The sequence below is a fragment of the Dactylosporangium roseum genome, from assembly GCF_025264685.1.
Lineage (GTDB): Bacteria > Actinomycetota > Actinomycetes > Mycobacteriales > Micromonosporaceae > Dactylosporangium > Dactylosporangium roseum.
Genome location: NZ_CP073721.1, coordinates 7,432,376 through 7,446,561, shown reverse-complemented (window position 1 = coordinate 7,446,561; position 14,186 = coordinate 7,432,376). Strand labels below are relative to the sequence as shown.

Here is a 14,186-nt window from a genome sequence, read left to right as displayed (position 1 = left end):
ATCACTCGTTCCGGGCCGTCTCCGGGCCGGTGATCCGGCGCAGCAGCGGCAGCGTGGCGGCGATGATCGCCAGCGACACCGCGATCCCGCCGGCGACCAGCAGGTAGAACGAGACGTGCGGCGCGAGCAGCGTGTAGTTCAGTTGCGCCCGCAGGAACAGGTGCGCCGCCAGGAAGCCCATGCCGATCGCCACGGCGGCGGCGACCAGCAGCGGTACGACCGTCTCCAGGGCGACGACCCGCGCAGCGTCCTGAGCTGGACCCCGGTGAGCCGCAGCATGCTGAACGGCCGTTTCCGGTCGCTGAGGCCGCCGGCCACGCTCACCGCCAGGCTGCAACCGGCGATCGGCAGGCTGCACAGCATGATCACGTTGGCGAGCTGTTGGAACTGCATGATGAGCTGGGCGGAGTTGGCCTCCCACTCGCCGACGCTGGCCGGGAAGCGCCCCTGGGGAAACGCCTTGATCAGCACCGTCCTGGCCCGCTCGAAGGCGGACCGGCTGGTCGTGTCGACGACCACGGAGACGATCGGCTGCTTGTCGACGTCGGCGGGGGCGACCGGCGCGGCCTCCCATTCGATCGACGACTCGAGCGAGAATGCCCGCGGCCCGATCAGGTCCGGGAAGACCGACACGACCTGGGCGCCCGGCGCGCAGGTGCCGAACACCGCCAGGCGCTCCAGTTCGGCGCACGTGATGACCCCCTGCCAGCCGTGCTCGCCCGGGTTCCGGTCCGGGTTCTCGTGCACGATCGTCACGCTGCGCACACCGGGAATCGCCGCCAGTTCGGCGGCCGGGACCTGGTCGGCGGCCGGCACCGGGCCGTCCTCCGGGTAGAAGAACTTCGACAGCGACGTCGCGGCCACCGAGTCCGTGCGCGGCTCACCCCGGTTGGCGACGTACGTCGTGATCACCCCGCTCGCCACGCTGGTCACGAACAGGGCCACGATCAGCCCGCTGACCGATCGGAAGCCCGCCCGCGGGTCGTCCGCGAGCCGCCGCCCGGCGATGAGGGTGGCGGGCCGGCTCGCGCGTCCGGCCAGCACCCGAGCGCCGGCCATGGTCAGCCACGGCCCGGCCAGCACCAGCCCGATCAGGATCAGGACGAACCCGCTCAGATACGCGACGATCTGCTGGTTCGACGTCTCGGGTCGGCGCCCGATGAAGTAGGTCAGCTCGGCGAGGCCGGCGGCCAGCGGGATCAGCCGCCAGGCGCGCGGCGGCCTGGGCGTCACCCGGCGAGTCACGCCCAGGGGCGAGATCTGCACCCGGCGCAGCGCCAGCCAGGCCGCCGCGACGGCGCCGGCCGGGATGCCGAGTGCGACGAGCAGCGTGTCACTCACGGTGAGCGAGAGGTCGGCCGGGTAGAACGGATCGCTGGTGAACGAGATCGCGGCGATCCCGGGCCGCAGCGCGAAGAACAGGGCGAAGCCGGCCACGGTCCCGATCGCCGCGGCGAGCGTCGACTCGACCGCCGAGATCAGCGAGATCTGGCGCGGCGTGGCGCCGATCAGCCGCAGCGCCGCGAAGCGCTGCTCCCGGCGGGTGGCGGCGAGCCGGGTCGCGGTGCCGATGAACATCAGCACGGGGAAGAGCAGCGCGGCCGCCACCACGGACAGCACGAGCGTCATGCCGTCGCCGTCGATCCCGACGACGCAGCCCGCGCAGTCGCTCGGGTCGGTCGTCATGATCTGCGTGACCCGCTTGGCCTCGAGCCGCTCCAGATCGGCGGGGGTGCGGCCGATGACGATCAGCAGCGAGTCGGGGGAGGGCAGCGCGTCACGGCCGATGACACCGACCTGGTGGCCGGGGAACCGGTCGCCGAGCTCGGCCGGCGGCGCGGTGCGCAGCAGGTCGGCCAGGGCGGGCGAGACGTAGAACTCGCCCGGGGCCGGCAGGCGGGGGATGCCCGGCGGGACCGGTGCGCCCGGGCCCAGGCCGGCGACCTCGACCCGGCCGATGGAGTCGCCGTGGTAGTAGTCCTCCCGGAGGCTCCACAGCAGCGGATCACCGGCGCCGGTGTCCGGCGCGACGGCGGTGTTGAGCCAGGCGTACCGCTGGTTCTGCGCGTCGACCGCGTTCATGCCGGCGACGGTCGCCAGGAGCATGCCGACGCCCAGGGCCACCGCGGCGGCGATGATGACCAGCCGCGTGGCGGCCTCGCGCCCGCCGGCCAAAGACAGCCGCAGCCCGAACCGGATCATGCCCCCTCGGGTCCGCTCCGGACCGGTTGTGCCGGTCACGAGTGCACCAGCGCGTTCACCTTGCCGTCGCGCACGATGACCTGCCGGTCGGCATACGCGGCGACCCGGGCCTCGTGCGTGACGAGCACGACGGTCGTGCCCTGCTCCCGGGCGGAGCCGACCAGCAGCTCCATGACCTGCTCGCCGGTGAGCGAGTCGAGGGCGCCGGTGGGCTCGTCGGCGAACAGCACCCCGGGTCGTGCGACGAGGCCCCGCGCGAGCGCGACCCGCTGCGCCTGCCCGCCGGACAGCTCACCGGACCGGCGCCGCTCCAGCCCGCCCAGCCCGAGCCGCTCGAACCACGGCCGGGCCTCCCGCAGCGCGGCCGCGCGCTTCACCCCGCCGAGCAGCAGCGGCAGTGCGACGTTCTCCTCCGCGGTCAGCTCCGGCACGAGCTGTCCGAACTGGAACACGAACCCGAAGCGGTCGCGGCGCAGGACACTGCGCTCGTTCTCGTTCAGGGTGTCGATCCGGCGCCCGTCGAAGTGGATCTCACCCGCGCCGGGCACGAGGATGCCGGCCAGGCAGTGCAGCAGCGTCGACTTTCCCGAGCCGCTCGGCCCCATGATGGCGACGATCTCGCCCGGCGCCACCGACAGGGTCGCGCCGCGCAGCGCCGGGGTCTCGCCGAACGACAGGACGACGTCGCGCGCCTCGATCGCCTTCATCGCCGGACCACCTTCCGCAACGCGTCCAGCCGGGCGATCGTGGTGTCGATCCAGTGCAGGTCGGCCTCCAGGTGGAACAGCCCGTGGTCGGCCAGCAGCGCGTCGACGAGGCTGCCGCCGCGCTTGATCGCGGTGAGCTCCTGCATCCGCTTGAGGTGCGCGGCCCGCTGCATGTCGAGGTACTCCTCGGCGGGCCGGCCCAGCATCAGCGAGAGCACGACCTTGGTGAACAGGATCGTCTGCAGGTTGGGCTCGGCCTCCACCGGCTCGGTCAGCCAGGCGTCGACCTCGGTCGCGCCGAGCTCGGTGATGACGTATCGCTTCCGCTCCGGCCCGACACCCGGCTCGACCTCGCCGATCACGATCTTGCCGTCGCGGGCGAGCCGGCCGAGGGTGGAGTAGACCTGCCCGAACGGCAGCGGCTTGCCTCTGTTGAAGAAGGTGTCGTAGTCGCGCTTCAGGTCATAGCCGTGGCTGGGCTCGCGCTCCAGCAGGCCGAGGAGAGTCAGCGGCACACTCATACCGGCGACCATACCCTGCGCGTATACTCCGCGTATATACCCCGAGGGTATATCGACCGGCCTCGTGGCCTTCAGAGTTCGTACGACAACACCCGGCGCAGCGCGATGAGCACGTCCCGATCGCCGAAGCGGGCGGCCGCGCGCTCCTCGGCCCTCCGGAGCGTGCGGGCCAGCCCGTTCGCCGGCGCTCGCCGTACCGTCGCGATCAGCCACGCCTCGAGCAGCGTCACGTCATCGGGGAGCACGAGGTCCTCGTCGGTCGGCACCGGGCGCCCATGGTCGCCGGGGGACGGCAGGGGTTCACCCGCCGACGCGTAGCGACCCGGCGGCATTCCCACCCGGTAGGGGTGCACGCAGGTCGGGGCGCCGGTGATCCGGTGGACCCGCCAGCCGAGGCCGGGGTCGTAGCGGGTGTCCTGACGCGGCCGGTCGGTGACGTCGAACGCGCCGACGGCGAGCGCCTGCGCCGGGCAGGCCACACAGGTGGCGTCCCTGAGGTCCGTCATGCCCCCTCCGCTTCGCTCCGGCATCGTGACTTCCGGCAGAGCCCATGATGACCGGGCGCGGGCCGGGTGTGGGCCCGCGGGGTGACGGTGGGCCCGCCACTACCCTCGCCGGTCGGGCCAGGTGGCGGAGGAGGCCCGACGTCACCTGCTGTTTCCTCCGGTGTGTTGGACTCTGCGGGTGACGACTCCTCGGCTCGCCCGGCGATTGAAGACCCCGGATGCGGTACTGGTCGGGCTCGGCGCCATGATCGGCGCGGGCGTCTTCGCCGGCTTCGCCCCGGCCGCCCGTGCCGCCGGCGGATGGCTCCTCGCCGCACTGGCCGTCGCCGCCGTCGTGGCCTACTGCAACGCCACGTCCTCGGCGCGCCTCGCCGCGCTGTACCCGGAGTCGGGCGGCACCTACGTCTACGGCCGGCGGCGCCTCGGCGACCTGTGGGGCTACCTCGCCGGCTGGGGTTTTGTCATCGGCAAGACGGCGTCGTGCGCGGCCATGGCCCTGACCTTCGGCGCCTACGCGTTCCCCGGCCACGAGCGGGTGACGGCGCTGGCGGCCGTCGCCGCGGTGACCGCGCTGAACCTCTTCGGCGTGCGGAAGTCGGCACTCGCCACGCGGATCGTCGTCGGGCTGGTCGTCGCCGTGCTCACCGCCGTTGCGGTCGCCGGGGTCACCGGCCCGCACGCGCCCTCCGGCGGCGGTCCGGAGGTGTCCGGGTGGGGCGTGCTCCAGGCCGCGGGCCTGCTGTTCTTCGCCTTCGCCGGCTACGCGCGCATCGCCACCCTCGGCGAGGAGGTCGAGGAGCCGGCGCGGACCATCCCCCGGGCGATCCCGATCGCGCTCGGCATCACGCTGGTCGTCTACACCGCCGTGGCGATTGCCGCGCTGACCGCTCTCGGCCCGGCCCGGCTCGCCGCGTCGACGGCTCCGCTGGCCGACGTCGTGCAGGCGGCCGGCGCGGGACGGCTGGCGCCGGTCGTGCGGGCCGGTGCGGCGGTCGCGGCCCTCGGCGCGCTGCTCACCCTAGTCCTCGGCGTGTCCCGGACGGTGTTCGCGATGGCTCGCGACCGGCACCTCCCGCACGTGCTGTCGGCGGTCCACCCGGGGCGGCGGAACCCGCACCGCGCCGAGGCGGTGGTCGGCCTCGCGGTGCTCCTGCTGGTGCTGTTCGTCGACCTGCGGGGCGCGATCGGCTTCTCGTCGTTCGGCGTGCTCGTCTACTACGCGATCGCGAACGCCTCGGCCTTCACCCTGGAGTCCGCCCGGCGCCTCGTCCCGGTCGTCGGCCTGTTGGGCTGCCTCGTCCTGGCGGCCACGCTCCCGCTACCGTCGGTGCTGTGGGGCCTGGCGATGTTCGCGGTCGGCGCCGGCGTCTGGCTGATCCGCCGCCGTGGTGGTGCCAGGACCGCCTGACCGTTGCTCGTGCAAGGCCGCGAGCGAGAGATGCCGTCCGCACGACTGTGCGTCACTGTCACGGGGCGCAACACCGGGGTTGACGGACGACCGCACGGCTGAACTTCGCGGCCTTGGTTGCTAGTGCGGCGCCGTCCGCCCGGTCGGGGCCAGGAACTCAGCGTCGGGCGGGGCCTCCACGGTGATCCGCTTCCCGGCCAGGTCGAACGCCAACCGCCACGAGTGCAGGTGCGTGCGGCCGGTGGCGGCCTTGTCGAACAGCGGGTCGTTGAGGATCGGATGGCCGATCCACGCAAGCTGGACCCGGATCTGATGCCGCCGGCCGGTCAGCGGATTCGCCTCCAGCAGCGCGACGTCGTCCGTCTCGGCGTGGACCCGGAAGTCGGTCACCGACGGGTACGTCGGCACCTGGTCGAACACCGCCTCCGGCGGCACGGTCCAGGTGGCGACGGGTGCCGCGGTGAGGTCGGCCTGGATGCTCTCCCGGGGTGCGGCGATCCGCACGCGGTTCTTGCGCCCGACGCTGAGCGGCAGGTCGATCCGGCCGCGGCCGGGCAGTCCACCCGGCCGGGTGACCGCCAGATAGGTCTTGTCGACGGTCCGCTTGTTGAACTGCCGGGTCAGGCCCCCGTGGACCGACAGGTCCTTCGCGAAGAGCACGACCCCGGAAGTGACCTTGTCGATGCGGTGGACCGGGAAGAGCCTCTCGCCGGCCTCGGCGGCCATGCGCACCAGGTCGGACTCGTGCCGCTCACCCATCACCGAGACGCCGACCGGCTTGTCCAGCACCAGGATCCCGTCGTCCTCCAGGATCACGCGCTTGCGAAACTCCGCCCACATCGCCCTAACATCGCACGACGGCGGCATGGGGGCGCGACGAGGGCCGAGGAGTTCGAGCGGACCGGTGATCTCGCGGGAACCGCATCGTCATGACCGGCATGACCGGCAACGTGGTGCGGCCCGGGGTAGGGAAATCCCCACCCCGGTTCGGCGTGGTGGCACCGCTGCGCTGGCCGCCGTGTCCCGGCAGGCTGGAACCCATGGAAGCGTTGGCCGGCTGGGCATATGCGGTGATCTTCGTGCTGCTCGTGGTGGACTGCCTGCTCCCCGTCGTCCCGGCGGAGACGAGCGTCATCGCGGGCGGCGCGCTCGCCGCCGAGGGACACCTGCACCCGGCCGTGGTGCTGCTGGCCGCCGTCACCGCGGTCGCGGTCGGCGACCTGCTGGCCCACGAGACCGCCCGGCGCGGCGGGCACCGCCTGCTCGACCGGTGGCTCCGGCGGGAACACCGGCATCGAGTCGCCGGCGTGCTGGAGCGGCGTGGCGGGGCGATCGTCGCGGCCGGGCGGTTCGTACCACTGGGCCGCACCGCGGTCGCGCTGGTCACCGGCTACACGCGGTTCCCGCGCCACCGCTTCCTGCCGGCGCTGCTGGTCGGTGCGCTGCTGTGGAGCTGCTACATGGTCGGCCTCGGATACCTGGGCGGTCACGTCTTCACCAACCCCGTCGCCTCGGCGTGTCTGGGGGTGGCGGTGTCGCTGGCCGTGACGGGTGTGACGACCTGGGTCGGGCGGTTGCGTTTGCGCCGCCGCGGTTACGGGCAGACATCTGTGTAGCAAGGCAAAGACCCGAAACGTGGAAGGGATCGATGATGGGCTTCACGGACAAGGTCGAGCACAAGGCTGAAGAGCTCAAGGGCGCCACCAAGGAGAAGTACGGCGACGCCACGGACAACGAGCGGCTCGAGGCCGAGGGCGCTGCCGAGCGCGCCGCCGCGCAGGCCAAGCAGGCCGGCGACCACGTGAAGGACGCCGGACGGAACATGAAGGACGCGTTCGACCGCTGACCCGCCGCGACGGATAGGGCCGCCCACCGGCGAGGAGGGCGGCCCTTTCGGTGCCCGTTCAGTCGTCGGCGGCGCTCAGCGCGGTGCAGGCGAGGATCAGCACCCCGACGATGATGTCGTTGGCGGTCGCGCTGGACCAGCCGTACTGGAGGACCAGGGGAGCCGCGAGCAGCCAGGCGGCCAGTCCGCCGGTCACCCACGCGAAGGCCGGGATCGAATGCAGGAGCCGGATGGTGGTGACGATCGCGATCGTGATGCCGGTGACGGCGTCGCTCCAGAAGACGTCATAGCGGCCGGCGCCCAGATAGCCGATCGGCACCGCCGAAACCACCAGCCACACCGCGGCCAGGAACACCAGCGTGTGGAACGGCGCCGAGGACCCCTTGGCCCGGGGCTCGCGCCGCTCCTCGTGCTTGACGTCGTCCAGGGTCACGCGGATGTGCGCGGGTGTGGTGAAGTCCTGGTCCGAGATGAAGCTGGTCATGCGGCGAAGCATCGACAACCGGCGGATGAAGGAGGTTCACCCGGCCGGTATGGCAGGTGCGCTCTCGTTCCAGGACCGGTCCAGAGCCGTCACGCAATACGTGCCCGCCGCGCCGCTCCACTCGCCGTCGCCGCCGCGCCTCGTGGCGACGAGGTGCGCCTTCCCGCCGTCGACCCGGTACACGGCGGCCGACGCGCCCTTGCTCTGCCAGCGCAGCGTGACCTTGTCGCCGCCGGCCTGCCTGGTCACCTTCGGCGCGTCCGGCGTGTGATCGGGCAGGTGCGCCATCACCGGCGGGAGCGCCGGCGTCGAGTAGAAGTGCGCCGCGTACTTCGACACGGAACCGAGCGCGTCCCCGCGCATGCTCTTCGCGCTGAAGTGGACGCTGCCGGTCACCTGTGGATACGTGCGGTTGAGGGCGAGTTGGCGGTCGAGCTCGGCCGGGTCCGACCAGACCCCCGACTGGCCGACCCGGTAGTCGGCCTGCCCGATGTAGAGCTGCACGCGGGTGTTCTTGACGACGTTGACCCACCAGGGCAGCAGCTTGGCGTAGTCCGCGACGTCGAAGCCGATGTGCCAGTACAACTGCGGAACGATGTAGTCGAGCCACTCCCGCTGCACCCACAGTCGCGTGTCGGCATAGATCTCGTCGTAGCTCTGCAGGCCGCGTGTCGGCGATCCCGCCGGGTCGGCCGTCGTGTTGCGCCAGATGCCGAACGGGCTGATGCCGAACTTCACCCACGGCTTCAGCTTGTGGATGCGCCGGCTCATCTCCTCGACGAGCTTGTTGACATTGTCCCGGCGCCAGTCGGCCTTGGACTTGCCGCCGCCGTACTGCCGATGGGCCGCCTCGTCCGGATAGTCCTGATCGCCGACCGGGTACTGGTAGAAGAAGTCGTCGAAGTGCACGCCGTCGACGTCGTACTTCTCGACGGCTTCGAGCATCGAGTCCTCGACGAACTCGCGCGCCTCCGGGATACCGGGGTTGAAGTGCAGGCGGCTGCCGGTCGTGCCCACCGACGGGTAGACGACCGCCCACTCGGGGTGCTTGCGCAGCGGGTGGTCCGGCGCGAGCGCGTTGATGTCCGGCCCGGCGCCGTTGGGGGCCGGCTGGCTGCCCCGGTACGGGTTGAACCAGGCGTGAAACTCGATGTTCCGCGCGTGGGTCTCGTCGATCATCCACTTCATGAGGTCGAAGCCGGGCGCCTTGCCGCGAACCCCGGTGATCCACTCCGACCAGGGCGCGTACTGTGACGGCCACAGCGCGTCACCACTCGGCCGCACGTGGACGAAGACGGCGTTGAGGTTCCGCTGCCGCGCGAGGTCGAGCCAGCCGAGGTATTCGGCCTTGATCTGATCGTCGGGCAGACCGCGCCGGCTCGGCCAGTCGATGTTGTCGACCGTGGTGATCCAGATGCCGCGCAGCTCCCTCGGCGCGGTCAACGGCGCGCCGTCGCACCGCGCGTCGCCGCGGGACGCCCGGTCGGCGCGGTTGTCGACGCGGGCCTCGCTGGTGCCTGCCCCCTCGCCGGTGCTGCCGCTGACCCACACCGCACGGACCGCCCCGACGCCGGCGACGATCGCCAGCACGATGCCGATGACGACGGGCAGCACCGGCGGGCGGCGGGACGGTCGGTGACGCACCGGCCCAGTCTGCCCGCCGACGGGGTTCGGGTGGCAAGCGATTCGCCAACTTCGGGACGAACGGCCCATGCGATGCAGTCCTCCCCGCCCCTCCTCGCCCGTTGATCTTGCAGTTGTGGTGCCACGACACTCCCGCGATGTCCGGGTTTGTCAGGCACCATAACTGCAAGATCAACGGGCGAGGAGGGGTTGCCGGGTTGAACTTCGTGGGCCTTGCAAGATCGACGGGGGAGATGGGGGATAAGTCAGCGGGTGGGGGTGGACTGGGTCTCCAGCTCGGCCATCAGGCGGGCCGTGGCCTGCGCCACCGCGGCGTCGAGGAGGTGCTGCTCCTGCACCGCCGTGTGCAAGCCGTCGCCCGCGACGGCGGTCGCGGCCTCGGCCACGCGGAGCTCCTGCCCGTGGCGCCTGGTCTCGGACAGCTCGCGGCGGCGGGCCTCGCGGGCCTCGGTGCGTTCGTACGCGTTGCCGTACGAGACCAGCTTCAGCCACACTGCGGCGCAGTCCAGGCAGACCAGGAGCGCGGCGATGCCGAGGTAGAAGAAGCCGAAGCCCCAGAAGTCCGCCCGCACCAGGTGCCACATCGCGGTCGTCCGCGCGCCGAAGCCCGCGTTCGCCTCGACCGACCGGCGGTTGGCGGCGCGCTGCTCGGCCATCTGCTCGCTGAGCGCGGCGATCTGGGCCGCCCGTGACTGCCGGGCCGGCTCCTGTGCCGCGCGCAGCGCCGACGCCTCGTCGTCCAGGCGCGTCGCCTCCGCGTTGAGCAGCCGGGACTGCTGGACCAGCGAGTCGCAGAACCCGCCCGGCGGGCAGCCGGCCCGGCGGCTCACGCCGTCGGCGCGGGAGTCGGCGAGCGCCTGGTCGTAGACCGCCGTGGCCTCCTTGCGCTTGTCGGCGGCGAGCCGGTGCAGGTCCTCGACCGCGGCGCCGTCGGCCGCGTCCTGTGCCCGCAGCGCGTCGACCTGGCCCTGAAACGCGGCGATGGCGCCGCTCCGCTCCAGCCGGGACAGCTCGTGGTTGTGGACCGTCCCGAGGTACGCGTCGATCTCGCCCTTGTACCGCGCCAGCATCAACGGCTCGGTGATGACGATCGCGAAGAGCAGGGCGAGCAGCAGCCGGCCGGCGTAGAGGCCGACCGTGCGGCGTCGCAGGAGCTGGTGCGGATCGTCCGACTCGAGGTGCTCGTAGTTCACCGCGACCCGTCCCACGACCGCGCGGTCGTAGGCGATGACGGCGGCGGCCACCGGCGGCCCGACCAGCCACTGCCACCAGGGGTGCGTGTAGTTGGTGGAGGCGTCGACGAACGTCGCGGCACCGACGATCGCGTAGCCGCCGTACAACAGGATGAACACCCCGATCGAGCGGTACAGCGCCCGGTCGGTGTGGGTGCGCACGTTCGCCGGGTTGACGTTGGCGACTCTGAGCAAGAAGGAGCGCCCGGCCATGCGCATGACGCTACGCGAGGATTAGTCGCATTTGCAGGGTTTTCCGGAGCTGTGCGTAGCGTACCCGCGGGTCTGGGGCCGCGACCGCACGCGAGCTGAGCCCCCGTGGGATGCGGGAGTAAAAACGCGCCCGGCGTGGTATGCCATGAGGACGGCACACCCGCGGAGGTGGCATCCCATGGGCAAAGACGTCGAGACACGCGAGTTCAGCCGCGAGGATCGGATGCGGTACCGCGACAAGGTGCACCAATGCCTCGATGCCTTCGCGCGGATGCTCGCCGACTCACCCTTCGAGGACGGGCTCGGGATGAGCGGGCTCGAGATCGAGCTCAACCTCGTCGACGAGCAGCACGATCCGGCCCTGCGCAACCAGCGGGTCCTCGACGCGCTCGCCGACCCGGCCTTCGTGACCGAGCTCGGGCAGTTCAACATCGAGATCAACGTGCCGCCGCAGCGGCTCGAAGGTGAGGGCCTGGCCAGGTTCGAGGCACAGGTACGGGAGAGCCTGAACGCCGCCGAGGAGCACGCCGCCGGCGTCGACACGCGGCTGGCCATGATCGGCATCCTGCCGACGCTCCGGCGGGACCAGCTAACTCCCGACGTGCTGTCGGCCAACCCCCGGTACGCGTTGCTCAACGAGCAGATCTTCGCGGCGCGCGGCGAGGACCTGCGGATCGCCATCGACGGCGTCGAGCGGCTCAACGTGCGGTGCGACTCCATCGCGCCCGAGGCCGCGTGCACATCCGTACAGTTTCATCTCCAGGTGATGCCGCAGCAGTTCGCGGCGTACTGGAACGCGGCCCAGGCCATCGCCGGTGCCCAGGTGGCGCTCGGGGCCAACGCGCCGTTCCTGTTCGGCCGGGAGCTGTGGCGGGAGACCCGCATCCCGCTGTTCGAGCAGGCCACCGACACGCGGGCCGAGGAGCTCAAGTCGCAGGGCGTGCGGCCGCGGGTCTGGTTCGGCGAGCGCTGGATCACCAGCATCTTCGACCTGTTCGAGGAGAACGTGCGGTACTTTCAGGCGCTCCTGCCGATCTGCGAGGACGAGGACCCGGTGGCGGCGCTCGAGGCCGGTCGCGTGCCGCACCTCGGTGAGCTGCGGCTGCACAACGGCACCGTCTACCGCTGGAACCGGCCGATCTACGACGTGGTCGACGGCAGGCCGCACGTCCGGGTCGAGAACCGGGTTCTGCCGGCCGGCCCGACCGTCATCGACAGCATGGCCAACGCCGCCTTCTACTTCGGCCTGGTGCGCCGGCTCGCCGAACAGGACCGACCGGTGTGGACACAGATGTCGTTCGGCGTGGCGGAGGAGAACTTCCACAACGCCGCCAGGCACGGCATCGACGCGACCCTGTTCTGGCCCGGCCTCGGCTCGGTGCCGGTGACCGAGCTGGTGCTGCGGCGTCTGCTGCCGCTCGCCCACGAAGGGCTGGCGGGCTGGGGTGTCGCACCGGCGCAGTGCGACCGGCTGCTCGGCGTCATCGAGCAGCGGTGCCTGTCGCACCGCAACGGCGCCACCTGGCAGGTCGAGACTGCACATGCCATCGAGGGCAGGGGTCCCGTCGAGCGGGACGACACGATGCGGAAACTGCTGCAAGAGTACCTTCCCAGGATGCACTCCAACATCCCCGTCCACGAATGGTGAGCGGCGCGACCGGGCAACTGGCCCTCGGCGTCGCCGGGCCGGTCGTCACGATCGTCATCACCAACCCGGCCAAGCGCAACGCGATGACCGGCGACATGTGGCGGGCACTGCCGCCGCTGCTCGACGGCCTGCGCGACGACCCGTCCGTGAAGGTCGTGGTCCTCACCGGCGCGGGCGGCACGTTCTGCGCCGGCGCCGACATCGCCGAGGCCGCCGCGCTGGCCCGGGACGGCGACGAGAGCATCGCGGTGCGGGCCGAGCGGGCCCTGGCCGACTTCCCGAAGCCGACGATCGCGGCGATCGAGGGCTACTGCGTCGGCGGCGGCTGCCAGCTCGCGGTCGCCTGCGACCTGCGCTTCGCCGCCGCGGACGCGCGGTTCGGCAGCACGCCGGCGAAGCTCGGCATCGTCTACCCGCCGTCGACCACCCGCCGGCTCGCCGCGCTTGTCGGCCCCGCCCGGGCGAAGCTCCTGCTGTTCGGCGCGGAGCTCATCGACGCGCCCGCCGCGCTGCGCATCGGGTTGATCGACGGGATCGGCGAGGACGCCGGCGCGGTCGCGAGGACACTCGCGCAGCGGTCCCAGTTGACCATCCACGCGGCCAAGGCCGTGGTCGACGGGCGGAAACCCCCGGCGCAGGACGAGAAGGAGCTTGCCGAGGGGGTCGCGGCGTTCACCGCGAAACGGGCACCAGACTTCGGTTGGGCGGGATGACCACCGGCCTCGGCCGCGTGATCCGGGCCACGACCAGGGTGCCGACGGCACCGGTCAGCGCGTAGCCGGCGAGGATCAGCGCCGACCGCCCGACGCCGACGCTGTCGAAGTAGACGATGCCGCGGATCGCCTCGGTGCCGAGCCCCGGCGGGAGCCACGGGCCGACCGCCCGCCAGAAGGGCGGCAGCAGCGGGGCGGGATAGGCGCCACCCGCGCTCGGGCAGCCCAGGACGACGAACAGCAGCACGGCCAGGCCGGTGCCGACGTAGCCGAACGCGGCCTGCAGCGCCATCGTGCAGCAGCCCGAGGCGAACACCAGCAGGGCGCCGAACCACCACAGCCGGCCCAGGTGCCCGTCGATCGCGCCGAAGGCGGCGCCGCTGACGAGAGCCCCGCCGATGCCGGCCAGCAGCGCGTACGCCAGCAGCGAACCCAGGCGGACGAGCGCCCGCCGCGGGTTGGCCGGCCGGGAGCCCTTGCTCGCGCTGACCGCGATCGCGACGAGGTAGCCCCCGACCACCCAGCCGAGCGCGAGGTGGAAGCCGGACAGGCCGCGAGCGTCGCCGAGCTGGGCCGGCTTCGCGTCCTCGGTGGTGAACGCCCGCTCCTGCTGGTCCTCGAGCGGCGTGAAGATCTGGACGAGGGCCTGCCCGACGCTCGCTCCGGCACCGCTGGCGATGATGAGCCGATCGGTGGCGTCCTGCGCCGAGACGACGAAAGCGCCGTACACCTCCCGGCGGTCGATCATCCGGCGCGCCGACTCCTCGGAGGGCACGGCCCGCGCGTCGAGCGGCGCACCCGGCAGCGAGTTGAGCCGGTCGACCAGCTCGGTCAGGGCCGGGGCCGGTGCGGTGACGGCCACCGGGATGCGGTGCGGGGTCGGCTCGTGGAACGCCCCGAAGTAGCTGGCGATGAAGCCGAGCTGGAGGGCGAGGACCGCGAGGAGCAGCGCACCGGCGCGCGGCGTGACGCCGTCGCGCAATTCATGAAGAAATCCCGCTTTCACCGCTTTTGACGTTATCGTACTGGCGGAACACCCATACCCTCATCAGCGCGAATCGC

15 protein-coding genes are annotated in these 14,186 nt (G+C 72.0%); 5 read left to right on the top strand and 10 right to left on the bottom strand.

What is annotated here, in order from left to right; translation table 11 throughout:
* Window position 1: 1 nt before the first annotated feature.
* The 5 genes from Drose_RS34990 to Drose_RS34970 form a co-directional block, all read right to left on the bottom strand.
* Window positions 2–181 carry a hypothetical protein gene (locus tag Drose_RS34990; protein ID WP_260725481.1) on the bottom strand — a complete coding sequence of 60 codons (180 nt, stop codon included), beginning with the start codon at window positions 179–181 and terminating at the stop codon, window positions 2–4.
* Complete coding sequence (locus Drose_RS34985) at window positions 139–2,241, bottom strand: FtsX-like permease family protein (RefSeq protein ID WP_260725480.1); 2,103 nt, start codon at window positions 2,239–2,241, stop codon at window positions 139–141. Before Drose_RS34985 ends, Drose_RS34990 begins: the two co-directional genes overlap by 43 nt.
* A complete protein-coding gene (locus Drose_RS34980) occupies window positions 2,238–2,909 on the bottom strand; it encodes an ABC transporter ATP-binding protein (protein ID WP_260725479.1) in 672 nt (223 codons plus the stop codon). The genes Drose_RS34985 and Drose_RS34980 overlap by 4 nt, the downstream gene beginning before the upstream one ends.
* Window positions 2,906–3,430 carry a PadR family transcriptional regulator gene (locus Drose_RS34975; protein WP_260725478.1) on the bottom strand — a complete coding sequence of 175 codons (525 nt, stop codon included), beginning with the start codon at window positions 3,428–3,430 and terminating at the stop codon, window positions 2,906–2,908. The genes Drose_RS34980 and Drose_RS34975 overlap by 4 nt, the downstream gene beginning before the upstream one ends.
* Window positions 3,431–3,501: 71 nt before the next feature.
* Complete coding sequence (locus Drose_RS34970; protein WP_260725477.1) at window positions 3,502–3,936, bottom strand: hypothetical protein; 435 nt, start codon at window positions 3,934–3,936, stop codon at window positions 3,502–3,504.
* A gap of 244 nt (window positions 3,937–4,180) precedes the next feature.
* Between Drose_RS34970 and Drose_RS34965 the strand changes: the two genes are divergently transcribed.
* Window positions 4,181–5,344, top strand: coding sequence for an APC family permease (locus tag Drose_RS34965; RefSeq protein WP_260729927.1), 1,164 nt, complete (start codon window positions 4,181–4,183; stop codon window positions 5,342–5,344).
* Between the two features lie 120 nt (window positions 5,345–5,464).
* Here the strand turns inward: Drose_RS34965 and Drose_RS34960 are convergent, their stop codons facing one another.
* Window positions 5,465–6,184 carry an RluA family pseudouridine synthase gene (locus tag Drose_RS34960; protein WP_260725476.1) on the bottom strand — a complete coding sequence of 240 codons (720 nt, stop codon included), beginning with the start codon at window positions 6,182–6,184 and terminating at the stop codon, window positions 5,465–5,467.
* A 200-nt stretch (window positions 6,185–6,384) separates the two neighbouring features.
* On the opposite strand from Drose_RS34960, the gene Drose_RS34955 reads away from it, so the two are divergent.
* Together Drose_RS34955 and Drose_RS34950 are read left to right on the top strand one after the other, a co-directional pair.
* Entirely contained in the window at window positions 6,385–6,960 is a 576-nt protein-coding gene (locus tag Drose_RS34955) for a DedA family protein (RefSeq protein ID WP_260725475.1), read from the top strand.
* Window positions 6,961–6,992: 32 nt separating this feature from the next.
* Window positions 6,993–7,190 carry a CsbD family protein gene (locus Drose_RS34950; protein WP_313899970.1) on the top strand — a complete coding sequence of 66 codons (198 nt, stop codon included), beginning with the start codon at window positions 6,993–6,995 and terminating at the stop codon, window positions 7,188–7,190.
* A gap of 58 nt (window positions 7,191–7,248) precedes the next feature.
* Here Drose_RS34950 and Drose_RS34945 read toward each other — a convergent pair whose 3' ends face one another.
* From Drose_RS34945 to Drose_RS34935, 3 genes are all read right to left on the bottom strand, one after another.
* The gene (locus Drose_RS34945) at window positions 7,249–7,674 is read right to left on the bottom strand and encodes an SPW repeat domain-containing protein (protein WP_260725474.1); all 426 of its coding nucleotides are present in this window, start codon (window positions 7,672–7,674) and stop codon (window positions 7,249–7,251) included.
* 36 nt (window positions 7,675–7,710) lie between these two features.
* Complete coding sequence (locus Drose_RS34940; RefSeq protein WP_260725473.1) at window positions 7,711–9,318, bottom strand: glycoside hydrolase family 10 protein; 1,608 nt, start codon at window positions 9,316–9,318, stop codon at window positions 7,711–7,713.
* A gap of 245 nt (window positions 9,319–9,563) precedes the next feature.
* Window positions 9,564–10,763, bottom strand: coding sequence for a DUF4407 domain-containing protein (locus Drose_RS34935; RefSeq protein ID WP_260725472.1), 1,200 nt, complete (start codon window positions 10,761–10,763; stop codon window positions 9,564–9,566).
* A gap of 178 nt (window positions 10,764–10,941) precedes the next feature.
* On the opposite strand from Drose_RS34935, the gene Drose_RS34930 reads away from it, so the two are divergent.
* Window positions 10,942–12,411, top strand: a complete 1,470-nt coding sequence (locus tag Drose_RS34930) for a glutamate--cysteine ligase family protein (protein ID WP_260725471.1) — start codon at window positions 10,942–10,944, stop codon at window positions 12,409–12,411.
* On the top strand, window positions 12,408–13,124 hold the full coding sequence (locus Drose_RS34925; protein WP_390891471.1) for an enoyl-CoA hydratase/isomerase family protein: 717 nt from the start codon (window positions 12,408–12,410) through the stop codon (window positions 13,122–13,124). Before Drose_RS34930 ends, Drose_RS34925 begins: the two co-directional genes overlap by 4 nt.
* Here Drose_RS34925 and Drose_RS34920 read toward each other — a convergent pair.
* A complete protein-coding gene (locus Drose_RS34920) occupies window positions 13,084–14,106 on the bottom strand; it encodes an ABC transporter permease (RefSeq protein ID WP_260725469.1) in 1,023 nt (340 codons plus the stop codon). The genes Drose_RS34925 and Drose_RS34920 overlap by 41 nt on opposite strands.
* Between the last annotated feature and the right edge of the window lie 80 nt (window positions 14,107–14,186).